Annotated in this window: 24 protein-coding genes and 1 tRNA gene; 11 read left to right on the plus strand and 14 right to left on the minus strand. The window is 60.5% G+C overall.

Features of this window, described 5'->3' with window-relative positions:
- The first annotated feature begins 283 nt into the window (after positions 1-283).
- Positions 284-1,603, plus strand: coding sequence for a hemolysin family protein (locus B2M20_RS02175; protein ID WP_079445465.1), 1,320 nt, complete (start codon positions 284-286; stop codon positions 1,601-1,603).
- A gap of 77 nt (positions 1,604-1,680) precedes the next feature.
- On the opposite strand, the gene B2M20_RS02180 is transcribed toward B2M20_RS02175, so the two are convergent.
- The 3 genes from B2M20_RS02180 to B2M20_RS02190 all read right to left on the minus strand — a co-directional run bounded on the left by B2M20_RS02180 (position 1,681) and on the right by B2M20_RS02190 (position 3,661).
- Positions 1,681-1,998: a PilZ domain-containing protein gene (locus B2M20_RS02180; RefSeq protein WP_079445466.1), complete on the minus strand. Its 318-nt coding sequence runs from the start codon at positions 1,996-1,998 to the stop codon at positions 1,681-1,683.
- A gap of 3 nt (positions 1,999-2,001) precedes the next feature.
- Positions 2,002-3,135 carry a DUF2336 domain-containing protein gene (locus B2M20_RS02185; RefSeq protein ID WP_079445467.1) on the minus strand — a complete coding sequence of 378 codons (1,134 nt, stop codon included), beginning with the start codon at positions 3,133-3,135 and terminating at the stop codon, positions 2,002-2,004.
- Between the two features lie 250 nt (positions 3,136-3,385).
- A complete protein-coding gene (locus B2M20_RS02190; protein WP_079445540.1) occupies positions 3,386-3,661 on the minus strand; it encodes a BolA family protein in 276 nt (91 codons plus the stop codon).
- 110 nt (positions 3,662-3,771) lie between these two features.
- On the opposite strand from B2M20_RS02190, the gene B2M20_RS02195 reads away from it, so the two are divergent.
- Complete coding sequence (locus tag B2M20_RS02195; protein ID WP_079445468.1) at positions 3,772-4,419, plus strand: J domain-containing protein; 648 nt, start codon at positions 3,772-3,774, stop codon at positions 4,417-4,419.
- Between the two features lie 43 nt (positions 4,420-4,462).
- Here the strand turns inward: B2M20_RS02195 and B2M20_RS02200 are convergent, their stop codons facing one another.
- Positions 4,463-4,786 carry a polyhydroxyalkanoic acid system family protein gene (locus B2M20_RS02200; protein ID WP_079445469.1) on the minus strand — a complete coding sequence of 108 codons (324 nt, stop codon included), beginning with the start codon at positions 4,784-4,786 and terminating at the stop codon, positions 4,463-4,465.
- A 118-nt stretch (positions 4,787-4,904) separates the two neighbouring features.
- Positions 4,905-5,564, minus strand: coding sequence for a DedA family protein (locus B2M20_RS02205; protein WP_079445470.1), 660 nt, complete (start codon positions 5,562-5,564; stop codon positions 4,905-4,907).
- A gap of 281 nt (positions 5,565-5,845) precedes the next feature.
- On the opposite strand from B2M20_RS02205, the gene cobS reads away from it, so the two are divergent.
- The 3 genes from cobS to B2M20_RS02220 all read left to right on the plus strand — a co-directional run bounded on the left by cobS (position 5,846) and on the right by B2M20_RS02220 (position 10,022).
- Positions 5,846-6,844 (plus strand): cobaltochelatase subunit CobS, encoded by a 999-nt coding sequence (gene cobS, locus B2M20_RS02210; protein WP_079445471.1) that lies wholly within the window; start codon positions 5,846-5,848, stop codon positions 6,842-6,844.
- Between the two features lie 43 nt (positions 6,845-6,887).
- Complete coding sequence (cobT, locus tag B2M20_RS02215) at positions 6,888-8,795, plus strand: cobaltochelatase subunit CobT (RefSeq protein ID WP_079445472.1); 1,908 nt, start codon at positions 6,888-6,890, stop codon at positions 8,793-8,795.
- Positions 8,796-8,954: 159 nt separating this feature from the next.
- On the plus strand, positions 8,955-10,022 hold the full coding sequence (locus B2M20_RS02220) for an esterase-like activity of phytase family protein (RefSeq protein ID WP_079445473.1): 1,068 nt from the start codon (positions 8,955-8,957) through the stop codon (positions 10,020-10,022).
- A gap of 98 nt (positions 10,023-10,120) precedes the next feature.
- On the opposite strand, the gene B2M20_RS02225 is transcribed toward B2M20_RS02220, so the two are convergent.
- The 3 genes from B2M20_RS02225 to rpmB form a co-directional block, all read right to left on the minus strand.
- Positions 10,121-12,166: a bifunctional diguanylate cyclase/phosphodiesterase gene (locus tag B2M20_RS02225; protein WP_158081481.1), complete on the minus strand. Its 2,046-nt coding sequence runs from the start codon at positions 12,164-12,166 to the stop codon at positions 10,121-10,123.
- Entirely contained in the window at positions 12,154-12,693 is a 540-nt protein-coding gene (locus B2M20_RS02230; protein ID WP_079445475.1) for a heme NO-binding domain-containing protein, read from the minus strand. Before B2M20_RS02230 ends, B2M20_RS02225 begins: the two co-directional genes overlap by 13 nt.
- Positions 12,694-13,076: 383 nt before the next feature.
- On the minus strand, positions 13,077-13,370 hold the full coding sequence (gene rpmB / locus B2M20_RS02235) for a 50S ribosomal protein L28 (protein ID WP_079445476.1): 294 nt from the start codon (positions 13,368-13,370) through the stop codon (positions 13,077-13,079).
- Positions 13,371-13,922: 552 nt separating this feature from the next.
- On the opposite strand from rpmB, the gene B2M20_RS02240 reads away from it, so the two are divergent.
- The 5 genes from B2M20_RS02240 (at position 13,923) to B2M20_RS02260 (ending at position 20,723) form a co-directional block, all read left to right on the plus strand.
- Complete coding sequence (locus B2M20_RS02240) at positions 13,923-14,723, plus strand: DUF3108 domain-containing protein (RefSeq protein WP_244553382.1); 801 nt, start codon at positions 13,923-13,925, stop codon at positions 14,721-14,723.
- Positions 14,724-15,157: 434 nt separating this feature from the next.
- Complete coding sequence (locus B2M20_RS02245; protein WP_079445478.1) at positions 15,158-18,529, plus strand: helicase-related protein; 3,372 nt, start codon at positions 15,158-15,160, stop codon at positions 18,527-18,529.
- A gap of 151 nt (positions 18,530-18,680) precedes the next feature.
- Positions 18,681-18,962: an RNA-binding S4 domain-containing protein gene (locus B2M20_RS02250; RefSeq protein ID WP_079445479.1), complete on the plus strand. Its 282-nt coding sequence runs from the start codon at positions 18,681-18,683 to the stop codon at positions 18,960-18,962.
- Positions 18,963-19,129: 167 nt separating this feature from the next.
- Positions 19,130-19,468: a ferredoxin FdxA gene (fdxA, locus tag B2M20_RS02255; protein WP_079445480.1), complete on the plus strand. Its 339-nt coding sequence runs from the start codon at positions 19,130-19,132 to the stop codon at positions 19,466-19,468.
- A 403-nt stretch (positions 19,469-19,871) separates the two neighbouring features.
- Positions 19,872-20,723, plus strand: coding sequence for a CarD family transcriptional regulator (locus B2M20_RS02260; protein WP_079445481.1), 852 nt, complete (start codon positions 19,872-19,874; stop codon positions 20,721-20,723).
- 270 nt (positions 20,724-20,993) lie between these two features.
- Here the strand turns inward: B2M20_RS02260 and B2M20_RS02265 are convergent, their stop codons facing one another.
- The 4 genes from B2M20_RS02265 to B2M20_RS02280 all read right to left on the minus strand — a co-directional run bounded on the left by B2M20_RS02265 (position 20,994) and on the right by B2M20_RS02280 (position 24,428).
- Positions 20,994-22,484, minus strand: a complete 1,491-nt coding sequence (locus B2M20_RS02265; RefSeq protein ID WP_079445482.1) for a M48 family metalloprotease — start codon at positions 22,482-22,484, stop codon at positions 20,994-20,996.
- 145 nt (positions 22,485-22,629) lie between these two features.
- Positions 22,630-23,352 (minus strand): thermonuclease family protein, encoded by a 723-nt coding sequence (locus B2M20_RS02270; RefSeq protein ID WP_079445483.1) that lies wholly within the window; start codon positions 23,350-23,352, stop codon positions 22,630-22,632.
- 98 nt (positions 23,353-23,450) lie between these two features.
- On the minus strand, positions 23,451-23,729 hold the full coding sequence (locus B2M20_RS02275) for a GlsB/YeaQ/YmgE family stress response membrane protein (RefSeq protein ID WP_079445484.1): 279 nt from the start codon (positions 23,727-23,729) through the stop codon (positions 23,451-23,453).
- Between the two features lie 93 nt (positions 23,730-23,822).
- Positions 23,823-24,428, minus strand: a complete 606-nt coding sequence (locus B2M20_RS02280; RefSeq protein ID WP_079445541.1) for a YidB family protein — start codon at positions 24,426-24,428, stop codon at positions 23,823-23,825.
- Between the two features lie 371 nt (positions 24,429-24,799).
- Here B2M20_RS02280 and B2M20_RS02285 point away from each other — a divergent pair.
- Positions 24,800-24,876: transfer RNA gene (locus tag B2M20_RS02285), tRNA-Arg, on the plus strand.
- An 8-nt stretch (positions 24,877-24,884) separates the two neighbouring features.
- Here the strand turns inward: B2M20_RS02285 and B2M20_RS02290 are convergent.
- On the minus strand, positions 24,885-26,000 hold the full coding sequence (locus B2M20_RS02290) for a tyrosine-type recombinase/integrase (protein ID WP_079445485.1): 1,116 nt from the start codon (positions 25,998-26,000) through the stop codon (positions 24,885-24,887).
- Positions 26,001-26,006: 6 nt separating this feature from the next.
- Positions 26,007-26,189 (minus strand): hypothetical protein, encoded by a 183-nt coding sequence (locus B2M20_RS02295; RefSeq protein ID WP_079445486.1) that lies wholly within the window; start codon positions 26,187-26,189, stop codon positions 26,007-26,009.
- Positions 26,190-26,476: the final 287 nt, after the last annotated feature.

Here is a 26,476-nt window from a genome sequence, read left to right on the forward strand (position 1 = left end):
TTTCTTCACGCGAACCGGTTCCCACTTCGCTCGAAAACGCTATAGGGCGAGATGAGAAAAAGTGTGGGGCGGTTTTCCGCCCGCATAGCGCTCCAAAATATTGGAATCAATCACGGTCATGAGTTTGGGTCGATTCGATTCAAAGTCATGAACGTGATCAAGTGTTGATTACGACGTCGCAATGTCCTTGCAGCAATTTTGATTCTGACATTCGCAGGCAATGCCTGGTGGAGGGGATGTGAATGGTCGAATCGGATAAGTTCGGCAAGGCCATGGGGCCGCAATGAGTTCGACTTTCCTGCAGATACTGCTCGCCTTGCTGCTGCTTGCTGCCAACGGGTTCTTCGTTGCGGCGGAATTCGCGCTGGTGAAAAGCCGCGGCTATCGCGTCAAGGCGATGGCGGAACGCGGTCGGTTCGGGGCGCGGCTGATGCGCGACATCTTGGGCAACATCGAGGCCTATCTCGCCTGCTGCCAGCTCGGCATTACCATGGCATCTCTCGGCCTTGGCTGGGTCGGCGAGCCAACGGTTGCGGCCCTGCTCGATCCCCTGCTGCGGCCGCTCGGCATGCCGGAACCGGCGCTGCATTTGACCTCGTTCCTGACCGGATTTCTTGTGTTTTCGTCGCTGCACATCGTGATCGGCGAGCAGGTGCCGAAGACCCTGGCGATCCGGCAGCCGGAGCCGGTGTCGCAGTGGATCGCTTATCCGCTGTATGTATCCTACATCCTGTTCTACCCGCTGAACTGGCTGCTCAATTCGGCCTCGCGCGCCATCCTGCGCGCGCTTCGCGTCAAGGAAGTCTCGCAACATGACGTGTTGACCGGCGCAGAGATCGAAGGGCTGATCGGTGAATCCGCCGAGCACGGCGGAATCGAAAGCGGTGAGGCCGAATACATCCAGAATGTGTTCCGCTTCGGTGATCTCGCGGTGTCAGACGTGATGGTTCATCGCACCGCGATGGTGACGGTCAATGCCGACTTGCCCCCCGAGGATCTCGTCCGCGAGGTGCTTGTTAGCGAATACACCCGCATTCCGCTCTGGCGCGACAAGCCGGAGAACATTGTCGGTGTGCTCCATGCCAAGGATCTGTTGCGGGCGATCCACGCCTCGGAGGGCGATATTGCCCGAATCAACGTCAACGCGATTGCGCTGCCGCCGTGGTTCGTGCCGGAGATGCGCCCCGTTTCCGATCAGCTTAAGGCGTTTCGCCGCCGCAAGACTCACTTCGCGCTGGTGGTCGACGAATACGGTGAAGTCGAGGGCATGGTGACGCTGGAAGACGTTCTCGAGGAGATCGTCGGCGATATCTCCGACGAGCACGATGTGGTCGTAGCCGGGGTTCGGCAACAAGCCGACGGTTCGGTCGTGGTGGATGGTTCGGTGCCGATCCGTGATCTCAATCGCGCCATGGACTGGCATCTTCCAGACGAGGAGGCGACCACCATCGCAGGCCTCGTGATTCACGAGGCGCGTTCGATCCCGGAGCGTGGCCAGAATTTTACCTTTTACGGTTTTCGCTTCAGGGTTTTGCGGCGCGAGCGCAATCGCATCACCGCGCTGCGCATTCAGCCGGTGCCGCGCGGAGTGGAGACGATCTAGAACGGCTCGAAGCGGGCAGGAGCGTATCCATCATCGAGTCAAGTCCGAGGACATGCTTCGCTCAAAAACGCGCTATGTCACGAATCGGATTTGGCAAGCGCCCGGCCTTTCTTCTTGTTCGGAACCTTGTCCTCAACGAATTTGACGCCAATCTCGTCGCCATTGACGCGGACGAGCTCACAGCGACGAAAGGCGAGGCCGGTCGATGACAGCAGCAGAAAGAACTCCTTGAGGTTCAATCCTTCGATCGAGTCTTTCACCTGAAGACGCGCGCCGCTGTTGGAGATGTCCAGCATGGTGCATGACCGTTGCCATGTTCCGTCGATTCCCATCATCAGAACGGAATAGCCGGTAGCGAATGTCACCCGGTCGTCTTTCCGATTGCCCCAACTCATGGCTCAGATGTCCGAAATGGCGACCGCCGTGTCCGGCGCATCGGCTTTCCTCGCCGAGCCGCGCGCGGACCAGAACCGGATGGTGCGTTGCGCTGATGACAGAGAGAGCGCGTCGAACACTTCGCGGCCGTTTTCGAATTCCTGCTTGGTCAGAGGACGGCAATGCGGGCGATTGCGAAGGATCATATTGGTCGTTGACCAGTCCAGCCGCGCTGCCTTGCAGGCAACGATCAATCCGTCGGGGCGAGGGTTGGTGATCAGCGGCTCGATTGCTTCGGTTCTCACGGAGTTCAACAGCGCGAGCGCAGCAATAATGTGGGTGTACTCACCCTGTATCGCAAACCGGTTGATGGTTTGGTCGCCGAGCTTTCCGGCCCGGTTCAGGGCAAGGACCATCGACTCCGACTCGGCGTAGTTGACCGGTGCCACGCTGGGAGAGGCGATCTGTTCGACCACTGATTGGATCGCGGCTTGAATCTTCGCGCGCATTTCAGGGGGCGCCGCCTTGAGCAGACGCTCTCGCACCGCGGCGCTGGCTCGGGAAAGAAGTTCGCGGAGCACCTTGAGCGGGATGTCCAACCGCAGCCCAAGCTTCTCAGCGAGAGTATCGTCCTTTTCGGAGCTTTCAACCAGGACCGCGTAACCGGTTTCGGAGAAGCGCGCGCCTGCATTCTTGGCCAGCGTATGGGAGACCCGCGAGTCGCCGCGTTTAAGCAGCACGTCGGTCACTCCCTCGCTCAAAGTATCGCGGTGCGATATGGCGAGCAGGTGCTGCGGCCCGCGCAGGCTCGCGATTTCAATCAGGTCGCCGTCAGACAGTCTGGTTGATTTTGTCAAAACCGGTACTGCGACTGACTCATCCTGATGATAAGCAAGTTGCCGGACGGTCTCCTTCGGTGCGAGGCTTGACCCCGAAAGGTTCGTGCTGAGTTGCGCCAGCGTGCGCGCCTCCATCTGCTCCATCAGCCGGACGAGAACGTCATCGAAGACGCCGATCTGATTTTCGTTGAGCCGGTCGGCATCGGACAGGAACAGGTCGGTGACCTGGCGAAGCATCTGGAGCCGTCGCTCGGATGAGCCGCCCTTCACCGCACTTTCCAGTTCGGCGATGAGCGCCGTCGAGGCTGCTTCGGCCATGGATGATTCCAGCGAGTCGAATCCGAATGTGTTACGCCCTACTGCGTGCGCGTTTTGCCGTAACACGGAGGTAGTCTGCTCCGATGTACTGAAAAGCGGGTTAATATCCGATAAAAGCGCAAGGTGAATTTTGAGCGGCGTGTGCGCTGGCGATGGACACGCTGCTTCGAAGCGGCTCTTGCCGGCCGACTATCCACATCCAGTTGAAACCACCACGAGGGACGGACCTTGCTGTCCGCGTGCCCCGCATTTAGCTTCCCGGTTCGCCCGGTACCGTCGCCCGAATCGCCAGCGCGTGAATGGGTCCGGCCAGTTCCGCGGCGAGCAGCGTATTTATCATTCGATGACGCTCGACCCGGCTCTTTCCTTCGAAAGCTCGCGACACAATATGAATACGGAAATGCGTCTCGCCGCCCGGCCGATGGCCGGCGTGACCCTCATGAAGATACGACTCGTCGGCGACATCGAGGCTTTCTGGGGCGAAAGCTTCGTTGAGTTTCTGCGAGATGCTATCCTTCACGCTCATGGCGAGCGACTTAACGCCCATCGTTCGTTTCCGTCAATGGTGCGGACGCCGGACGGAATAAATGCGATGTCAAGACTTGAAGCCTAGAGCATTGCGGTGTCAAACACATCATGCCGATAGATTCGTCGAAATTCTTCGATAGCATCCGCATCAAGCCGAGGGCCGGTGCGAAGCAGCCGCGCGCGCGCGAGGAAGTGGTCGCCTGCGAGTGGCCGGACTGTGAGAGCAGAGGATCACACCGCGCACCGAAAGGCCGCGGCAACGAGCGCGAGTATTTCCATTTCTGCCTCAATCATGTTCGCGCGTACAACCAGTCCTACAATTTCTTTCAGGGCATGAATGCGGACGCGGTCGCGCGCTATCAGAAGGATGCGCTGACCGGCCACCGCCCGACCTGGAAGATGGGCGCCAACGGCACCAAGGGCAAAGGCAAGGCCGGCGACATCGATCTCGACGGCATGGCCGATCCCTTCAGCGTGTTCGGTGAACTCAATGGCCGCGGAAAATGGCGTCCCGGTCCGGGGTCAGGTTCCGAAGCCAAACCCGAGACGCGCAAGGTATTCAACGCGGAGCGCAAGGCGTTACAAGTATTGGGCCTCGGCGCCGACGCGACGCTCGAAACTGTGAAGGCGAAATACAAGATGCTGGTGAAGCAGCATCATCCCGATGCCAACGGCGGCGATCGCTCGACGGAAGACCGCCTGATCGAGATCATCAAGGCATACAATTACCTGAAGACGGTCGTGCGCAGCGCGTGAGGCGTCGCCTCGCGCTGCTCCCATCGAACGTTGGCGTCACCTGTCAACGTTCATCCGTTTTCTTCTCGAGCATCAGCGTGCCTTTTTTCTGAATCACGCCCTGAATTCCGTGGGCTAGGCGAGCGAGCAGCCACGGCAATGTCACTTCGAGACGAACATGGTCTTCGGAGACGTCCATAATTCCCGACACCTGCTGCTTCATGGCCGTGACGGAAAAAACTAGGCGGTCGCCGCTCCACAGTTCTTCATTGACCTGGATCAACTGGGCGTATTGCGTTCGGGCGCTGCCAAGTCCCGCTTTCATCCGGCGTACCGCTTCGTCCTTGCCGAGGCGGTGTGGAATCGACACCACAAGAGGTTTGGTCATGATCGCTCCAATGATAGCTAGTGGAGCGGATTTGACATTCGCACCCCACCTGCTGCGGGCTCGCATTGCGAATGTAGAATCCAAAACTCCACTAGAAGTTTATAGTTGCTAGTGGTCACTAGCCGGTTCGCTTATCCACAGTGGCAGACACGTTGCAGCCGCGCCCGCGGTAACGCCACCATGTCCCGGCGCCGATGATCGCGGCAACGACGATCACGGCAGCAATCCAGATCAGTTTGCCGAAATGATGAGGTAGCCCGCCATAATGATGCAGCGCCGATATTGCGAGCGCGCCGGGCAAGATATGCGCGGAAGCCCAGAGCAAGATCGCCGGGATGTTCACGGCAGAAAATATCAACGGCGGCATCCCCAGCGCGCCGGCTGTCAGCGGCACCAGGGCGCGTACCGGTGCGACGAAGCGGGCAAAGAATACGGCCAGCGTGCCATAACGATTGAAGAAGGTTTTGCTCTGCGCGACGAGGCCGGGATAGCGCGACATCGGCCAGACCCCGAGGATTTCGCGTTCGGATCGATGCCCGATCCAGAACGCGCTGCCGTCGCCGATGACGGCCCCGACGATCGCGCCAAGCATGACCGGTAAAAGTTTCAGTTCGCCACTGCCGATCAGGGCGCTCATTGCGAGAATGATTGTCGAACCGGGGATGAGCGAGCCGAACACCGGAACGGCTTCGAGCAACGCGGCGAGAAAGACGGCGGAATAGGCGAGCCCTGCATGGGCGGCCACGAGGCTGCTCAAATGCGCGATGAAATCGGTCACGAAAGTCCTCGCGCCCCGGCTGACGCCTAGTTACACCAAATGTCTCCAAGGTCTCCTTGGTTCAAGAGTTCTTCCGGCAAATTTTGGCTGAGCGGGCCTGATTCGCGGAGCAGTCCTTCAAAATCTGCATTTGGTGCATATCTCGATGATATCCCAATGGAACTTTGATCGCCTGACGGGCTTCTGCCGGCTGCTGCTCTCTGCTAAATTTCGCGCGGGCCTCTCATCCGTAGCCATGCGCGTCCTGGTTTCGGGAGCGCCCCCCGAACCTCGGAGGATTGATGACGACCGCCGCCATGACCAAAACCGAAACCTCCGCAGGCCTGCCAGACATGAAGGTGTCGGTGCGGCAGGTATTCGGAATCGACAGTGATCTCGAGGTTCCCGCCTATTCCGGGACCGATCCGCACGTGCCGGATGTTGATCCCGACTACCGCTTCGATCGCGCAACCACGCTGGCAATTCTCGCCGGCTTCGCCAAGAACCGCCGTGTCATGGTCACCGGTTATCATGGTACCGGCAAATCAACCCATATCGAGCAGGTGGCGGCGCGGTTGAACTGGCCTTGCGTGCGCGTCAATCTCGACAGTCACATCAGCCGGATCGATCTCGTCGGCAAGGATGCGATCGTGGTCAAGGACGGCAAGCAGGTCACCGAATTCCGCGACGGCATTCTGCCATGGGCCTACCAGAACAATGTGGCGTTGTGCTTCGACGAATACGATGCCGGTCGTCCGGACGTGATGTTCGTGATCCAGCGCGTGCTGGAATCCTCAGGACGCTTGACGCTGCTCGATCAGAGCCGGGTCATCAAGCCACATCCGGCGTTCCGCCTGTTCGCGACTGCGAATACCATCGGTCTCGGCGACACTTCCGGCCTTTATCATGGCACCCAGCAGATCAATCAGGCGCAGATGGACCGTTGGAACATTGTTGCCACGCTGAACTATTTACCGCACGACAACGAGGTCGAGATTGTTCTGGCCAAGGCCCGACGCTATCGCACGCCAGAAGGCCGCGATACTGTCGGTAAAATGGTGAGGTTAGCGGATCTCACGCGTAATGCCTTCGCCAACGGCGATCTCTCCACGGTGATGAGCCCGCGTACCGTCATCACCTGGGCGGAGAACGCCGAGATTTTCGACGATCTGGGCTTTGCCTTTCGCGTCACCTTCCTCAACAAGTGCGACGAACTCGAGCGCCCGCTGGTCGCTGAATTCTACCAGCGCTGCTTCAACGTCGAACTGAGCGAATCCGCGGTCAACGTGGCGTTGAGTTGATTCTGTATACCTCTCCCCGCGCGCGGGTCGAGGGAAAGGCGTTATGAGCACCGCATCACCCAGTAACAAGTTCCGTACCGCGCCGAAGGAAGCGCCGACCGAGCCTTTCAAGCGTGCGGTGACGTCCTGCCTGCGCGCCATCGCCCGACAACCTGAGCTTGAAGTGACGTTTGCCATCGAGCGGCCCGGTCTGTCGCCGGGTAAGGCGCGGCTGCCCGAGCCCGGACGCAAGATGAGCAGGCGCGACGCGGCGATCGTGCGGGGTCATGCGGATTCCATCGCGCTGAAGATCGCCTGCCACGATCCGAAAGTGCACCGCAAGCTGATGCCCGGTAATCCGCAGGCGAAGGGCGTATTCGACGCAGTAGAGCAGGCTCGGGTCGAGGCCATTGGTTCTCGCCGGATGACAGGGGTCGCAAAGAATCTGACTGCGATGCTCGACGATCATTTCCATCGCGGCAAATACGATGAGATCACCGACCGTGCCGACGCGCCGCTGTCGGATGCGCTGGCGATGATGGTGCGCGAGCGGCTGACCGGCCTGCCGCCGCCTACCGCTGCGTGCAAGGTGGTCGATCTTTGGCGACCGTTCCTGGAAGACAAGATCGGCACTCGGCTGGATCAGCTCAGCCATTTTACCGAGGACCAGGCGAAGTTCGGCGACCTCGTGCACGACCTGTTGTCGGAGCTCGATCTCGGTGATGACACCAATACCGAGACAGAGAAGGAGGAGAACCAGGACGACAACCGCGAGGGCGAGAACGATCAGTCCGGCGCGGAAGGCTCGCTCGACAGCGAGGCCGCTCAGGAGATGAATGCGGATCAGGCGCAGGATGCGACTGATGAAATGCCGGACGGCGCCATGGAAAGCGCGCAGGCTTCCGCGAGCGACGCTTTCGAGGATGGCGACCTTGCTGAGGATGAGATGCCCGGCGAGGCAACGCGGCCCAATGTGAGGGGCGCCAATGAACCGCGCGGCCCGGAATATCACGCTTTCGCGCCAAAATTCGATGAGATCATCGCTGCTGAAGACCTCTGCGATCATGACGAACTGGAGCGGCTGCGTAGCTATCTCGACAAGCAGCTTGCGCACCTGCAGGGCATCGTGGCGCGGCTCGCCAATCGCCTTCAGCGTCGCTTGATGGCGCAACAAAATCGCGCCTGGGAGTTTGATCTGGAGGAAGGCATTCTCGATCCGGCGCGGTTGGCGCGCGTGGTGATCGATCCCTATCAGCCACTATCGTTCAAGCACGAGAAAGAGGCGACCTTCCGTGATACCGTGGTGACATTGCTGCTCGACAATTCCGGTTCGATGCGAGGCAGGCCGATCACGGTGGCCGCGACCTGCGCCGATATTCTGGCGCGCACGCTGGAACGATGCGGCGTCAAGGTCGAAATTCTCGGCTTCACGACGCGAGCCTGGAAGGGTGGGCAGTCGCGTGAGGCGTGGCTCGCCGCCGGCAAGCCGGTCACGCCGGGGCGGCTCAACGATCTCCGTCATATCATTTATAAAGCCGCCGATGCCCCCTGGCGGCGGGCCCGGAAAAACCTCGGGTTGATGATGCGCGAGGGTCTGCTCAAGGAGAACATCGACGGTGAGGCGCTGGACTGGGCGCATAAGCGGCTGCTGGGCCGTTCCGAGCAGCGTAAAATTTTGATGATGATCTCGGACGGTGCGCCGGTCGATGATTCCACTCTCTCGGTCAATCCGGGAAATTATCTCGAGCGTCACCTGCGATGGGTGATCGAGGAAATCGAAACCCGATCCCCGGTCGAACTGATTGCCATCGGCATCGGTCACGATGTGACGCGCTATTATCGCCGCGCGGTGACCATCGTGGATGCCGAAGAACTCGGCGGCGCCATTACCGAACAGCTCGCCGAACTGTTCAGCGAGACGCATGATCCGCCGCCCGCGCCAGTGCGCCGCCCGCGCAAGCTGCATTCGTAGTAGCTCGGCGCGCGTTGGTGGCATCCCGAACGGGGACGCAAACGCGTTGCTTCGCAAAAGCGGAGCCATTACACACAGCCGGTGTCCGCAGCGTCCCCGGCGGTGCCAACATGCCGTGCTGCGTATGGGACGCATCGCGGACAGATCGGTCCTCCGCGAATGGCACCATTGATCGATCGCCGCAGCCTGCTTTTTCTGATGTCAACCGGCCTGCTGTTGACGGATCCCTCCGCGGCCCGCGCGAGATTCGCAACCCACGCGACTGAACAACCGCCTCCTGACGAGCTTACGCCGCCAGCGGCGGTGTCGATTACCGTTAACGCCCGTCATGTCGCCTCGTTCGATCTGCGTGATCGCTCGCGCACGCGCTTCGGATCGCTCGCCTTTCGTAGCGGGCTGATCCTCACCTCCTCGTTTCGCGGCTTCGGAGGGTTGTCGAGCCTGCGGTTGGATTCAAAAGGGCAACAGTTCATTTCCGCCAGCGACAAAGGCACCTGGTTCACCGGCCGCATCGTCTACGGGACGGTCGGTGAGATGGTCGGGCTCGCGGACGTCGAGGCCGCGCCGATGCTAGGACACGATGGCAGGCCGATCACCGCGCGCGGCTGGTTCGATACTGAATCGATCGCGCTCGATCGATCGCTGGTCTATGTCGGCATCGAGCGGGCCAACCGGATCATGCGCTTCGACTTTGACAAGGGATATACCCGCGCGCGGGGAGAAGAGGTCGAGGTGCCGGCGGCAATCGGTGGGCTGCCGTTCAACCGGGGGGTTGAGGCGATGGTGGTCGTTCCACGCGACAGACCGCTCGGCGGCACGCTGATCGCGATCTCCGAACGTGGGCTCGATACGGGTCGCAATATCATCGCGTTCCTGATCGGCGGACCCTCGCCTGGCCGGTTCGCCATCCATCGGACCGAGAATTTCGATGTCAGCGACGCCTGTTTGCTGCCTGCGGGGGACCTGTTGATCCTCGAACGCAAATTCTCGCTGACCGGCGGCATCGGTGTCCGCATCCGCCGTATCAAGATCGATGCGATCGCGCCCGACGCGCTGGTGGATGGCCCCTCGATTTTCGATGCCGATCTCGGACAGGAGATCGACAATTTCGAAGGACTCAGTGCGTTCGTGAACGACGATGGCGAAGTCGTTCTAACGCTCGTATCCGATGACAACTTTTCGTTAATCCAGCGCACGCTGCTGATGCAGTTCACGCTGGTCGACTAGAGCATTTTGGCTTGGAAGTCGGTTCGCGTGAAGAAAATTCTCAATCGAGAACTTGCGCGTATTCTGATCGCAAAGCCGGTATCCATTAGAAATACGCGCTAGCCATTTGCCAGCAACGGCGGCAGCGCCTCCACTGCGGTGTCCTTGGCCGACAGCATCTCGACCACCGCGGTTTCGTTCAATGGGCGCGAGAAGAAATAGCCCTGCGCATAACCGCATCCCATCTGATGCAAGATTTTGACATGGTCCTCAGACTCGGTGCCCTCGGCGACGACATCGAGATTGAGGTTCTTCGCGAGGTCAAGGATGGTCTGAACGATCTGCCCGCCGTCGCTGCGCGATTGCAGCGCCGAGACGAACGAGCGATCGATCTTCAGGGTGTCGAACGGTAGTTGATGCAGATAGCTTAGCGAGGAGTAGCCGGTGCCAAAATCGTCGATGCTGACGCGCACGCCGAACTCGCGCAAGCGTTGCAGAATTCCGACGGCGTGCTGGGCGTTCTGAATGGTGACGCTTTCGGTGATTTCCAGCCGCAGCGTTTGTGGCGGGACTCCGCTGGCGGTTACCGCATTGATCACTTGTTCGACGAATTCGGTCTGGTGAAACTGGCGTGGCGAGACGTTGACGCTCATGCTCAGCGGCTCGGCCCGGGGAAATTCTTGCTGCCACCTTGCTAGAGTTTTGAGTGATTGTTCGAGCACCCAACTGCCGATGAAGACGATAAGGCCGGTTTCCTCGGCGAGCGGAATGAAGTCCGACGGTGGAATGATTTGCCCGTCACTTTTTTGCCAGCGCACCAGCGCCTCGAAGCCGGTCATTGCGCGCGAGCCAAGGGAGATGATAGGTTGATAATGCAGCACGAATTCTTTTTTCTTCAGCGCATTGCGCAACTCGCTCTCCAGCGTCAGGCGCCGCCTGGCGTCGACGTGTAGGCTTTGATCGAAGATTTCGACGCGAGCACGGCCTTCAGCCTTGGCGCGGTACATCGCCAGATCGGCATCTCGCATGATGTCCGGCGCGCAGGTATATCCCGCCTCGCTGGAGGCGACACCGATGCTGGCTGACGAATACAGTTCTTGACCGTCGATGAACAGCGGGTTTTGTAGAGAATCTTGCAACGATTGTGCGATATCGACGGCGATGGAACTGCGCTGGACGTCCTCCAGCAGGATGATGAATTCGTCGCCGCCGAGCCGGGCTAGCGTCGCCTCGCCGACGGCGAGCTTATGACCGGACTCGATCAGCGTCTGGCTGAAGCGATGGGCGATTTCCTGCAGTAATATGTCGCCGGCGGAATGCCCAAGACTGTCATTGACCAGCTTGAAGCGGTCGAGATCGATGAAGATCACCGCGAAACCGATGTCCGGCCGGCGCAGATGCGTCGCAACCGCGCGCTCCAGCCGGTCGGTGAGCAGCAGGCGATTCGGCAGTCCGGTCAGCGGATCATGCGTCGCATCGTGCATCAGTTTCTGTTCGGCGCGGCGGCGTTCGACGACGCGGCCAAGCTGGGTGCCGATTTGCGCGAGCACGCCCAGGAACTGATTGTCTGGGCTGACCGTGCTGTGATGAAAAAATTCCAATACGCCGAGCACGTCGTTGCCGACCAGCACTGGAAATGCGAACGCGGCGCAGCAGCCGGACAGCGCGGCAACCACGGTGCGCGGAAAATTGCGATCTAGGGTCAGATCGGAAATCCAGACGGGCTTGCCGGATTGATAGACCCGGCCCGGCAATCCTTCGCCGATGGCGAAGTCGGTTTCCAAGGTCAACGAAATAAAAGCATCGAGATGCGCAGGGTTGGCGGCATGCCAAACGCCAGCCGGTACAAGATAGTCGGGGATGGTTGCGGAGGGCAGGTAGACATTGCCGAAGCCCCAGCCGGTGTGCTGGCAAATGGCGTCGAGCGCAAAACGCATGGTGTCGTCGATCGAGTTGCTCTGGTTTGCCGCCGTCGCGATGGTCTCGAGCAGCGCAAGCTGTTGCTGCTTCTCATACAAATCTCTCAAACCCTTTTCCGCGATCTCTTCCGCCTTCAGTCGCGCCACGCGCTCGCGCTGCAGGCGATTTTCGAGCTTCAGAATCCTGAGGTTGAATTGATCGAAAGGATCGGCAAACGTAGCTGCGGAAGGGGTCAGGATACCCATTTGATTTCCATCAAGCATTTGTCCGCACCGTGGTTCATGCAGGTATGATGCGTAACATTGACTTCTTCGCAAAAAATGCCTGCAGCACCTTTGATGAAACCATGAGCCAGGTCGCACATCCGGCGCGACGATTCATAGCCCATCGTCACGTTGCCCTCCGGAGTTTCGCGGAAGTGGAAGAACGGACACTTGGCGCCGGAGTAGAGCTTGCGAACCTCCGGGTGGATGATCTTGTTGACGCTCAGAACGAAGCTGCGCGATGAATTGTGGGGCAAGAAGAAGTCCGGGTATCGCTGCTTGAGCAGCGGCATCGCCTGTTCGCCGAACCATCGCAGGACATCGCTGCTGGTCATATCCAGCTTGGCGGCCGCAGCTTCGACCAGTGCGATCATCTCGTCGTCGGTATAATTGCCGAGCGAGGTGTAGGCGCCGGCTACGCCGGCATCGTCGAGCAGGTCGTCCCAGATATCGGCGCCAAATTTCTCGACGACGGCCTCTTCGAACAGATTGTAAACTACCCCCTTCATGGGAAGCCTCCACGAATTCGATGGCCGCGAAAATCGCGATCCGGAGGCAGGACTGTATTTTCTGACCCTTGAAGGATGAGTAAAATCACGGAAGCGCACCCAATTGGCGGTTACCGAATCGCTAATTGGATGGCCGGGTGGATTGGATGGCGGCCGGATCGCAGGCGCTCGACGCCGGCCTCGATCACATTCGCAATGCCTTACTGAGATTCACAAGCTTTCGCGCGAAGGGGGATCGCCCGTCTGCAATGCAGTGGCAGTGCCAAGTAAGGTCGTGCGTCTGACGCACTACCAAAAGTTAAAGACCGGGTTCGGCGGGGGGCCGATCCTTCGTATTCTCGGTAGCGGCGGAGAGTTCGAGCGAACGAACAAGCCCGACGTTATCAGTCCGCCTTGGCGGTCTGCTTCTTTTGGATCTGGCGCTTGATTTCGACCGCTTTCGGTGAAAGCTCTGAGTCCTTCGCCTTCAACAGGAAGGCATCGAAACCTCCGCGATGGTCCACGCTCCTCAGGGCATGGGTTGACACCCGGAACCGGACCGAACTGGCCAGAGTTTCTGACACGAAGGTGACGTTCACCAAGTTCGGCAGGAAGCGCCGCTTGGTCTTGATGTTGGAGTGACTGACCCTGTGGCCCACCAAAGGAGCCTTGGCCGTCAGTTCGCAGCGCCGGGACATACGAAAATCCTCTGTCGTCCCCGGCATCTGCCTTCAAGGCGGGCTCGGGGTTCGAAATCGTGTCCATTTTAGGAACGCCGGACGTATAGGGGGACAGTAGCAGGGCGTCAAGGCGTCGGGACCGAACTCGGCTTATTTGCGCCCATCCCCCTCATTATTCCGGATTCCGGCCGGATTTCTGCGCGCGTTGCCTGCATCGTGCCCTGCATCATATAAAGGGCGCAATCCGTATCGACGGATGGCCATCGACCACGGTGTTGCAGAGGAGGCCGAGATTTGTCAGGGCCCGAAGCGGTAATCCCGAGCCGACCCTGTTTTTTTCACGTGTTCGCAGATGTGCCGGGCTGGGTTCCCTCGGTGGCTTCTGCTTAGATGAGGATTCAACGGTCGTTACAACCGGCGATAGTCTGCAGGCTTGGGAAAGCCAAGTCTGTTAGAATATTTGGGACCAGACGGAGACATGCAGGGCCACCCGTTGTGAGCTTATGCCGGACGACGTTGCTCCGATGGATTCTTTGTTCAATTTGGCAACTGGCCGGCGTGCCGTTTGCCATGTTTGCCGCGATGTTGACGCTGGCGGCGCCGGCGGCGGCGCAGGGCAAGCTTGAGGCTCGCTATGACGTCACCTTGGCGGGGATTCTCGTCGGCACCGGCGCCTGGACAGTCGATATCCTCGACGATCAGTATTCGGCCGCGGCAAGCGGGGGCGCCACGGGGCTTCTTAAGGCGCTTGCCCACGGGACCGGCACGGGCTCCTCGCAGGGCCGCATCGTCAACGGCGCGTTGATTCCCGCGAGCTATATTGCGACCATCTCGTCCTCCAAGAAATCCGAGACCATTCGCATGTCGCTGGCGGGCGGCAATGTAAAGGATTTCGTCATCGAGCCGAGCCCGCCGGTCGACCCCAAGCGCATTCCGGTCAACGACGCGCACAAGCGCGGCGTGTTCGATCCAATGAGCGCAACGCTGCTGCGGGCTCCCGGCACTACCGACCCGCTCGGCCCCAGCGCCTGTCATGCCTCGACCGGGATCTTCGACGGCCGCATGCGCTACGACCTGCGCCTCGACTTCAAGCGCATGGACACCGTGAAGTCGGGAAAAGGCTATCAAGGCCCGGTCGTGGTCTGTGCGATCTTTTTCTCGCCGATCGCCGGCTACGTCCCGGACCGCTTCGCGATCAAATATCTCGCCGCCGAGCGCAACATGGAGATCTGGCTGGCGCCGATCGCCGGCACACGCGTGCTCGTACCCTATCGTCTGACAATTCCAACGCCGCTAGGCACGGGCAAGCTGGAGGCGACCGAGTTCCACACGACTGCCATACCGCCGCAGACGGCAGCTAAAACCCGGTAGGAGTGGGCACTGCGCGGGACTGGCGACAGGTCGTTTCGCTGCAAGAGAATCCTGTTGACTCCTGCTGTTGAATTCATGCGTTCATGGATTCATAAACTAAGAGAAATTGCTACTCTTGTTAAGCGGTGCAGAACTTGATCTAGTTTCCATAGGTCCATTCAAACACGAGATGTTGCGGTGAACGAAGCCAGATAGATCAGGAGTCAGCGATTCGGGCGCGATTCGTTCCGGACTCGTTCCAAAGCTTAAGCTGCGGCTCGGCATGCGTCGCATTGTGAAACACCTCCGATCCCGTGGTGCGGTTGCGTCCCCTGCAAGCAGGGTGCCTACGCAAATGTTGGGATCGATCGAGCCAAGCCAATAGCCTCCAGTGGAGCTTTGGATTTGACATTCGCCTTCCCGCTCCGCTAGCGCCGCAAAAGCCCTCGGAAAATATGGCCTTTTCATCTTCGATATCTTCGCCCGGCAACGGTCGCGCGCCCGGCGCGGGCGTGACGGCAGTGCTCGGTCCGACCAATACTGGCAAGACCCACTTGGCCATCGAGCGGATGCTGGCGCATTCCTCCGGCATTATCGGCCTGCCGCTGCGACTGCTCGCTCGCGAAATCTACAACAAGATTGTCGACCGCGCCGGGGCGGATTCCGTCGCCCTGGTCACCGGTGAGGAGAAGATCAAGCCGGCCCGCCCGCGCTTTTGGGTCTCGACCGTCGAAGCGATGCCGCGGGATCTTGACGTGTCTTTCCTCGCCATCGATGAAATCCAGATCGCGGCCGACCTTGAAAGGGGCCATGTTTTCACCGACCGCCTGCTACGCCGGCGTGGCCGCGACGAGACGTTGCTGCTCGGCGCAGCCACCATGCGCCCGATCGTCGAGCGGCTTTTGCCTGGCGCGAGTATCGTCACGCGCCCGCGGCTATCCCAGCTTGAATTCGCCGGCGACCGCAAGATCACCCGGCAGCCTCGCCGTACTGCGATCGTCGCCTTCTCGGCGGACGAGGTTTACGCCATTGCCGAACTGATCCGACGCCAACACGGCGGGGCAGCGGTGGTGTTGGGATCGCTTAGCCCGCGCACCCGCAATGCGCAGGTTGCGATGTTCCAATCCGGTGACGTCGATTATCTGGTCGCCACCGACGCGGTCGGCATGGGTCTCAATCTTGACGTCGATCACGTTGCCTTCGCTTCGGACCGTAAATACGACGGCTACCAGTTTCGCCGGCTCACGCCTGCTGAGTTCGCGCAGATTGCTGGCCGCGCCGGCCGCGCCACTCGCAACGGCACCTTCGGCACCACCGGGCGCTGCGCGCCGTTCGAGCCCGAACTCGTGGACGCGCTGCAGAACCACACTTTTGAGGCAGTCAGAACGCTGCAGTGGCGCAATTCCGATCTCGATTTTTCTTCGCTTGGCGGGTTGCAAGTCTCGCTGGCGCTGACTCCTTCGCACGAGGCGCTGACCCGCGCGCCGATCGCCGAAGATTTGCGGGTGCTCGATCACGCGGCGCGCGACGTCGAGGTGCGCGCCATGGCGCAAAGCGCGGCCGCGGTGGAGCGGCTGTGGGACGCTTGCCAAATTCCGGATTATCGCAAGATCGCGCCGGCGGCTCACGCCGAACTGGTGACGACACTGTTTGGCTTTCTGATGCGTGAAGGCAAGATTCCTGACGACTGGTTCGCGGCCCAGGTCGCGCAGGCCGATCGTGCCGACGGAGATATCGATACCTTGTCGGGACGGATCGCGCAGATCCGGACCTGGACTTTCGTGGCAAATCGCCCGGACTGGCTGGCCGATCCCGGGCACTGGCAGGCAATTTCGCGCGAGGTCGAAAATAAATTGTCCGATGCGCTGCACCAAAGGCTTACGGAGCGTTTCGTTGACCGCCGGACCAGTGTATTGATGCGCCGCCTGCGGGAAAACACGATGTTGGATACGGAAATCGGCAAGACGGGTGAGGTGATCGTTGAGGGCCATGTGATCGGCCGTCTCGACGGATTTACGTTCGCGCCGGATGCGGCGGAGGCGGGTTCCGAAGCCAAGGCCTTGCAGGCGATCGCGCAAAAGGCGCTAGCTGGCGAAATCGAGGCGCGCGCGGAGAAATTGTCGGGGGCGGCGGACGACCAGTTTGTGCTGACCTCGGATGGCACCATTCGCTGGACGGGAGACGCGGTGGCGCGACTGGTGGCTGCAGACGACGCGCTGCATCCGCGGCTGCGGATCATTTCCGACGAACGGCTGACCGGAGCGCCGCGCGAGGCGGTGCAAGCCAGGCTCGATCTATGGCTGAAAACCCATATCGAGAAGCTTCTCGGGCCGCTGTTCGAGTTGTCTAAAGCGGAGGATATCACCGGTATCGCACGCGGCATTGCCTTCCAGTTGATCGAGGCGCTCGGCGTGCTGGAGCGGCAAAAGGTCGCTGCGGAACTAAAGGATCTCGATCAGCCGTCGCGCTCGTCCTTGCGCAAGTACGGGGTGCGTTTCGGCGCTTACCATATCTATTTCCCCTTGCTTTTGAAGCCGGCTGCACGGTCGCTGGCCTCGCTGTTGTGGGCGCTGAAGCAGGAGAATGCCGACCTTTCGGCGCTGTCCAGCGCGCAGCATCTCGCAAGCAGTGGCCGCACTTCGTTCCCGGCGGACAAGCTGCTCGATCGCGACGCCTATCGCGCCCTCGGCTATCGGCAATGTGGCGAACGCGCCGTCCGCGTCGATATCCTCGAAAGGCTTGCCGACCTGATCCGTCCGGCTCTGTCATGGCGGGAAGGGGCGCCCGGCGAAAAGCCCGCTGGCGCATTCGATGGCCGCGGGTTTGTCGTGACGCAGGCCATGACGTCGCTCGCGGGCACTGCTGGTGAGGATTTTGCTTCCATCCTGAGCGCTCTTGGCTATCGCATGGAGCGGTGTCCGGTACCGACACCTGCAACGGAGAGCGGTCCTGTGACGGGGATCACCGCGGAAGCGGTTTCTGGCGGAGCACCGGAAAGCGTGTCGCAGCAAGCGGTTGCGATGGATGTCGTGCTTGAGGGTCAGGAGTCTGTTTCCGACCGCGCGGATACAGCCGATATCGGACCTGTTGAACCGGAGACCGCGGTGGATGCGGGTTCATCCGGAGTCGCGGCGACGGCCTTAGAAGCGGCGACTGAAGTTGCCGAGGAGCCGTCCGCGGCATCGCCAGTTGTCGGCGCCTCGGCGGCTTCCAACGCCGGCGAGGCGGCCATCAACAATGGTGTGCCGGTTGATTCCGCTCCCGTTGTTGCCGGGAGCGCAATCGAAGGCGATGCGGTCTCCGCCGAGATCGCCGCGAATGTTGCGGCACCGGCTGAGGCGGATGGCGCGCCCGCGATGATTGAGGTCTGGCGGCCCGGCGGTCGGTCCGCCGATCGGCGTCCGCGTCACGATCGCAATCGGCATCGCCGGCAACAGGCGCGGCCGGATGGCCCGCAGCCGGCAACCGCTGACAAAGAGACGTCCGAGGGAGCGCAAGGGCGCGAGCGGTATGGGCGAGGCCGGCGTGGACAGTCTGCCGGTGGGGCAGCCGAAAGCGCGCCCGCGGGGAACGAGAGGGAATCGCGTGAAGGCAAGGGGGGGCGTCCGCGCGAGCGCTTCAAAGACAAGGGTCGGGACAGGGACCAGGACAAGGGTCGGGTTCAGGGTTCCCGCAAGGGCGGTCGCGAGGGGCGCTCCGACGCCGGACCCTCGCATCGTCCCTACGCCAGCAGCGCGCCGCGCGAGCGCGAGCAGTCGATAGATCCGAACTCGCCGTTTGCCAAACTGGCCGCACTCAAAGAGCAGCTTGCCGGCCGCAAGGATTGAACGGTCGGTCCTGAGAGCATTTCTGGCTGAGTGGAATCCGGATGCTCTCAATCAATAACTAGCGCGTATTCTGATCGCAAAACCGGTATCCATTTTTACGGAACACGCGCTAGCGGCGTGGTTTCGCGATTGGAGTGACCCGTTGGGTGTGTTGGAGCGCCAGCGTCTCGATAAATGGTTGTGGCATGCGCGGATGGTCAAGGCCCGCACCCAAGCTGCTGCGCTGGTCGAGGCCGGCCATGTTCGTGTCAACGGCATAAGGAAGAAATCCCCCGGTCACTCCCTCAAAATGTCTGACGTGCTCACGATCAGACTGGAGCGAGGCATCCGTATCCTTAAGGTCACGGGATTTGCCGAACGGCGAGGCGGTTCGACCGCAGCACGAACCCTTTATGACGACATGTCGGATGTTTCCGGCGGAGCTGGTAGCTAGATTGTGATTCAGCTGCACCCGCACGTGCGACCGTCGTCGTCCGTTTCGATCCGGTTCCTCAGTCGCGGTTCATGGATAACTTACGCCCGCTGAGCGGTTCCCCCGCTTGCGGCAGTGCTATTCCTGCGCTACCCCAGCCTGCAAAACTGAGCGTGCCGGAGCCTTGGATGACTTACGTCGTCAACGATGCCTGTATCAAATGCAAATATACCGATTGCGTTGAAGTCTGCCCTGTCGATTGCTTTTACGAAGGCGAGAACATGCTCGTCATTCATCCGGATGAGTGCATCGATTGCGGTGTTTGCGAACCGGAATGCCCCGCCGAGGCCATCAAGCCGGACAGTGAGCCGGGGCTCGAGAAGTGGCTTGAAGTCAATGCCGAATACGCCAAGAGCTGGCCAAACATCACGCAGAAAAAGGAGGCTCCGCCGGACGCCAAGGAATTTGAGGGCCAAAATGGCAAATTTGAGAAATATTTTTCTTCAAATCCCGGCGCGGGGGACTGAGTCTTTCCGGCGTGTTTCAGGCGTCTGATTTTGGGGCAGGCGTTTACTGGCCACGATTTACCTTTTTGCGACCAGAAGCGCCGGAAGTCCCGCCAGAGTGCGGGCGGGCGAGCATAAATCATTGATTTTCGCGGAAAATGTGCTAAACTGAACGGGTTTTCGAATTCGACGATGCTTTTACCTGCTTATGGGTCCGGAAGGGCTCTGGCGTGAACATCCAGGAAGGCGTGGGAATACCCGCGCGCAGGCTGTGTCACAGAAAACACGCAAAAAAACGAACTCGAGGGCCTCTACCCCTCACCGCGGTGCAGCAAAAGCTCGTACCCGGACTGCTGCCCCGATCACCCGAACGACGGCTGCCAAGGGCTCGGCCGGAAAATCCTCAAGAAATAAAAGAGGCGAAATGCCAAGCAAGACCGCCAGGATGTCCGCTAAGACCGCGACTTCTAAGACCGCTGCTTCGAAAGCTGCTGCTTCGAAAGCCGGTTCGAAGACGATTGCTTCGAAGACCGCGTCCGCCTCGAAGGTAGGTTCAAGGACCTCTGTCAAGCCGACTGTAAAGTCCGCTGCGAAAGCAACCATGGCTAATAAGCCTGCGGTCAATACGCCTGCAGTGAAGTCTGTTGCAAGGGCTGCCGCACACGTCGAGGAGCCGAAGAAGGTTCTGACCCAGCGCCAGGGGTTCAAGACCAACGAGTTTGTGGTCTATCCGGCGCATGGTGTCGGCCAGATTTTGGCGATCGAAGAACAGGAGATTGCCGGAGCCAAGCTCGAACTGTTCGTCATCAATTTCATCAAGGACAAGATGACACTGCGGGTGCCGACGGCGAAGATTGCCAATGTTGGCATGCGTAAGCTGTCCGAGCCTGGTCTGGTCAAGCGGGCGCTCGAAACCTTGAAGGGCCGCGCGCGCATCAAACGCACCATGTGGTCGCGACGGGCGCAGGAATATGAAGCGAAGATCAATTCCGGGGACATTGTTGCGATCGCCGAAGTGGTCCGCGACCTCTATCGGTCGGAATCTCAGCCCGAGCAGTCCTACAGCGAGCGTCAGCTCTACGAGGCTGCGCTTGATCGTCTGTCGCGCGAGATCGCGGTCGTTCAGCACGTCACGGAGACCGAAGCAGTCAAGGAGATCGAGGGGCAGTTGGCCAAGAGTCCCCGCCGCGGCGCCAAGGCGGAGATGGACGCCGAGGCCGACGGCGACATGGAAGCCGATGGCGATGATGCTGCGGTTGCCGACGAGGCTGCGTAACCGGGTTCTGGCGAACCAAGACAAACAAAAAGCCCGGCCGGGAGGCCGGGCTTTTTGCTGTGTGCTGTTCTGATTCCGTCAGGCGCGCATCCTTCGTTTGCTCTCAAGCACTCTTCCTCCACTTGCGCATGTGGATCGGCAATGTGCTTCCCGCTCGACCCGGCTTTGGCGGATTTCGGCCTGAAGTGAGAGGACGCTCTCGCAAGCGCGAGCGAAGCGTCAAGGGATTCTGTGCTAGTTTAAATCCGTCCTGATGCGCGGTGCTTCGCGTCACTCCACCACGATCTTGACCCGGCTGCGGACACTGACTTGGGCGCGCGGATCGAGGCCATTGACGACGCGAAAACGCTCGGCGGGATGATCGACGCCTGCCATGCGGTGTGACAGCGATTCCACGGTATCGCCCGGCTGTACGGTGATCACCTTGATTCGCAGCGGTCGTGCTGCCTGAATCTCGTCCAGCGACAGACGGCGGAAGGAGGCGACCGTTTCACGCGCGTTGCGTTCGCTTTCCGTTGTCTTACGACGGGTGGCGAAAATGAAGCGATAGACGTCGCTGCCGAAGCGCAAGGCATAAATCCGGAACTGCCATTCCTCACCGCTGGCAACCGCTGATGCCGCGGGAAAGCCGTTGATAGTTAGCTCCTCGGTCGATGCCTTGTTGACGTTCTCCATCCACCCGGAGTTGAGATATTCGGTAAGCTTCTGTTCCGCGGGCACCCGGACCACGTCGAAACGCATGGCCTGACTGCCGCCCTCGCGAACGCCGATCACTGCCTGAGCCGTATTGTCGAGTACGAAACCTTCTGGCGCCTGAAACGTAAAGCCGAGCTTTGGATGCAGGAAACGCCGGCCACGAACGAACCCCTCACTCGGATCCTCGCCGTAGACAACGTTGTCGATCGCGTCGAGGTAAGTCTCGCGGTCTCGTTCGCCTTGCGCGGGAGCACTGTATTGCCGCGCATTGACCTGCGCGTTCTGAACGCGTTCTGGCGTTGCGGGATGCGATGACAGGAAGTCCTGCGAGCGCGGGTCCAGCGAGGGCTTGCCGGCCTTGAGCGCCGCATTGCGTTCCATTGCCGTCAGGAAGCGCGCTGCGCCATAGGGGTCAAAATGGGCCCGCGCGGAAATCCCGACGCCGATGCCGTCGGCCTCGAACTCTTGGGTGCGCGAAAAGCTTGCGAGCGTCAGTTTGGATTTGGCGAGCGCCAGCGCCGTCAGATCCGGGTCGGTTCCCATTTCGGTGACGACGTGGCTGACGAGGGCGGCCTGCCGCGCCTGGTCTTCCCGGATGGTGGCGTGCTTGGCCAGAACATGCGCCATCTCGTGCGACAGCACGGAGGACAATTCCGAGGTGTCGTTGGCCAGCGCCATCAGGCCGCGTGTCACGTAAAGCTGGCCGGTTGGCAGCGCGAAGGCGTTCACCGCGCCTGAATTGAGGATCGTGACCTTGTAGGTGAGGTCGGGCCGCTCGGACGCCGCCACAAGCCGCTCGACCGTTTTGTTGATCAGCGCTTCGAGTTTGGGATCGTCATACGCCCCGCCGTAAGAGGCGAGGATGCGCTCGTGCTCGCGGTCGGACGCTGGAGTATGGGTCGCGGCCCGCGCGGGCTTTATCGGTTTGACGGATGAGGGAGAGTCGGTCTGGAACCGGGTCATGTCGCCGCATCCACTGAGGGCAAGCGCCGCGCAGAGCAGCACGACAGGCGCAGCCAAAAGGCGGCTCACTCCTGTCCCGCGCCATACTGGGCTCGCCGTCATGGTCGCAACGTTCTCCCTCGGATTGAAGTTTCGATTTCAGCAGTCGCAATCTGTCAGCAAATCTGATGGCAAATGCTGACACTCGACCGCCGCATCTTGTATGTCCAGCGTAGGCCCGGTTGGCTTCGGCAGAACACCGAGCCCTCTAGTCGCCGGCCACTTCGATCTGCCCAACCCGGAGCACCTCAATCCGCAGTCCTCCGCGTCGTTCGACCCAGCCGCGGACCCGAACCCGCCGATGTTCGAAAGACGTCGGCACTACGCCTGCCGCCTCGAAGGATGGCAGTATGCGCCTTGAAATAGTCGCAGCAAAGTCTCGTGTCCAGCGTGGGCCGAAGTTGAGATATATAGTGCCGCCGGCCTGCCTGACAGACCGGACGTAGCCTTCCACGATGGTGAACTGCCCAATACGCGCCAAAATATCGCCCGGACGTTCAGCGTTTTTGACGATAGATAATTCTGCCCAGGTTCCACGCCGGGCCTGTCGCGCTGTCGTTTCCGCAGCCGTGAGTTCCGCCGCGCACGCCTTGTCGGTGACGTCGGCAGACACAAGCGCGTCGCCGCGTGCCAAAAGATCACTTTGGACCGAAATCGCGGATGGTCCAAGATATATGAAGGCGGTTTGTCGGCCATAGCGATCCGGATCGTCGCGCTCTCCGCGCAGGATCACGCGCCGACCGATCAGTCCTGCGAGTGCTGGCTGGCGATTGGCGGCCTCTCCCGCGATCACTTCGACGCCCGCGAGACGCACGTCACGGCCATCATCGAGACGGAGCGTCCGCGGGTCAATGACAGCGCTCACGACGCCGTCGTTCTGAATGACCGGTTGGCAACCGTCGGCGAGTGTCGGCGCTGCGCTGAACAACATTCCACAGAGCACCACTCCGAGCAAAATATTGCACGTGCCGGGAGGCTTGGCCGTGGCCTGATGACCGCGCCTCAAGACGTTATCCGAGGACGAGGTTGCTATTTCGATCCAGGACCGGAAATCGCGCCGCGCGCGACCAACCTGTTCCAGATGAACAGCACCACAATCGCGCCGATGGTTGAGGTGATGAAGCCTGCGCCCTGATCAGGGCTGTAGTGACCAATCGACTGCCCGATGAAGGTGGCGAGGAACGCACCGCCAATGCCGAGCGCCGTGGTGAGGATGAATCCGCTCGGATTGTTCGGGCCGGGCGATAAGAACTTTGCGATAACGCCGGCGATGAAGCCGACCAGAATGATCCAGAGAATGCCGCTCATGATGAAAATCCCTCCTCAAAATAATCGTGACGGTGAACTCTCCGCGAGATCGGTCAGCCCCCGGGGGCGACCACTCCCGCAGCGAGTGCAATCCTAAAGCAATCGCGATAGCTCATTCTCCGTCGGCAGGCGCCCGTCGGGCGTCAGATGGTGGACGACCTCGGGCAGGTGCTGACTCAATCCGGCGAGCAGTTCGTCCCGCGACAGGCCGGTCTGTGCTGTCAGGGCGTTGATCTGGTCGGCGCCGAGCGCGTCGGCGAGGTCGCGCGGTGCGATCTGCTTGTTTGGTCCCGGGCTAACCCAGGAATTAGCTGTCTCACCATGGCCTTTGTTCTGAAGCTGCTTCAGCAGGTCGCCGAGGCCGCCGCTCAGAATGCTTCCGGCCGCACCGCCTGCCAGCAGGCCACCAAGCCCGCCCTTGAGCAGGTCACTAAGGCCGCCTCCGCTGCCGGGCAGACCAGCATTGACCGTGCCTCCGGGTGGGCCCGCATTGATCGTGCTTCTGGGCGTGGGAGCCGGCGGCGCGGACGGGTTGGCTCCAGAATGGCTTCCGGTGAGATGTTTCAGCGCCTTGTAGCCCAGCACAGCGAGGATCGCCATTGTCAGCGGCGACATGCCGCTGCTTTCGCTTTCCTTATTGGGCTCGCTTGGACCGCGCGGGCCGTTCTGCATTCCGTTGAGGACGTCGAGCAAACCCATGATCATCTCCTGTTGCGATCCAGCCCCGCGGCAAAAAAGATAAGGTTGCCATATGACAGTCACAAGGCATTTTTGGCGGGCGAAGAGGCTGCCGCTTCATTCAGCAAGCGAAACGAGAGTGGCTGGGAAGATGAATGGCGGATCCGGGAAAAAGCGCTCGACGAGCGTAACGGGTCGCCGTGTCCTTTTTAGGACGTCTGCTTTAGGACGCCTGCCTTGTGAAATGGCGAGCCGTACCGGTAGTGCATGTTGGCGAGACCTCCGGTCCGGTTGGAGTGGGCCGCGCGACGGCACCAGCTTTTGAATCGGCAAAACGATTCGGCTTGCCCGAGACGCTGATGTGCCGGATAAGTGGCAGGGTTCGGCGTACAGTCCCGGTAGCTCAGCTGGATAGAGCACAGGTTTCCTAAACCTGGGGTCAGGGGTTCGACTCCCTTCCGGGACGCCATTCATAAACTAGACTCCTGAATTTCCTGAGCGTTTGGGTTTTCTGCCCGCACCCTCGGCAAGGTGCGGGCGTTTTTCGTTCGTGGCCTGTACCGGCAACAACAGTTGCGCGGCATCATGCGCCAGCCGGGCGCGGTCGGCTGATCGTGTGTAATGCTGGGCCATCTTGCCTGTGGTCCAGCCGAAGATCGCCATCAACTGGCGCTCGCTGGCGCCCTGTTCAGCGGCGCGCGTCGCGCCAGCCTTGCGAAGGCCATGCGCGGAACCGGGGCAATGGGCCTTACGGCACACGTCGCGGAACCAGTTGCCAAAGCTTTCCTTGACCCAGGGCTGGCCGCGTTCGTTGATCAGGAAGGTCAGATCGCCTGTCGGTGCGGCGGCAAGCGATGTCGCTAGTGGCGGCAGGATTGGTATTGTGATCAGTTCGCCCTGTTTGCCACGCGCGTGCTTTTCCGTGCGGATGCTGATCACGCCATCGCGCACATGCTGCCGGCCGACGCGGACCGCATCGCCCCGGCGCAAGCCCGTGTAAAGCAGCACGTCGAAAGCCAGGCGCTCGCGCGTGCCGATCTTCCAGCGCGCTTCGAAGCGGTCGAGTTCGGTCTGCGTCCAGGTATGGAAACCTTCCGCATCGTTCGGCCCCGTCAGCAGCTTGACGCCGGCCGTCGGGTCGGTTGCCATCAGATTTTCTTCAACGCACCACGCACAGAATCCTCGCATGGCCTTGATGAAGCCATTCGCGGCATGAGGCGTCATTGCCCGGCGTTCGCGCCCCTCACGAATAATCTGATCGCTGATGTCTTCCAGCGGTGTATGTCCACCGCTCTTAATGACGCGCCGGAAAATATTCTCGCGTTGCCGGCGCGTGGCCAGCGACAACGCCGCCCACGCTGACGAGGCGTGGTATTTGTCCAGGGCCCACTTCAATGAACTGGCTTTTGTCTTCGCAGGCAAAGAAACCAGCGATGTGGTTTCCAGCGCGTCGGCATATTCCTGCCAGAAAGCCCGGCTGTCGTATTCCGCCCGCAACCTGACGCGCGCGCCTTTATGCTTGCGCACGTACCAAACCCGCGCGCCGTGGCGAGTGCGCTCGGACTGCAGATAGGGCGGGCGACGCTTCGGCATGGTTCCTCACAGCACCGGTTTGCGCTTGGCCATTGCGGGCGCAATGGTCGGCTCTGGACTGACGTCGGTCTCAATCACGTAAGCATCCGAGCGCGCGATGATCCTCGCAATCTGCAAGCCCTGCGCTTTGGCGGCGCGAAAAACGCGCTCCAGTTCAGCTTGCGTAATCTTTGCAGTTCGCTTGGACACGGCATCATCCTAAAAACGTGCGCGTCAGGGCCACCCCATTTAGGGGTGTAAAATTGCATACATCGCAACCCCCTTAATTGTTTTTTGAGTTTTACGATTTTCAAATATTTTCAAATGCTTACTGGAGGCAGGGCGCGCGGGCTAAAATAAGGTTGTCGCGAATCACCTGTTTTCGCGCTTGGTTCCTTGACGGCGCATGCGAATCGCTTTGCGCGAATCACTTTGCGAGGTCGCAACACACGTCGCGCTCAAAACCAGGGCGTGGATGAATCGGCGGCAACTTGATC

The organism is Nitrobacter vulgaris (genome assembly GCF_002028545.1).
Classification (GTDB): domain Bacteria; phylum Pseudomonadota; class Alphaproteobacteria; order Rhizobiales; family Xanthobacteraceae; genus Nitrobacter; species Nitrobacter vulgaris.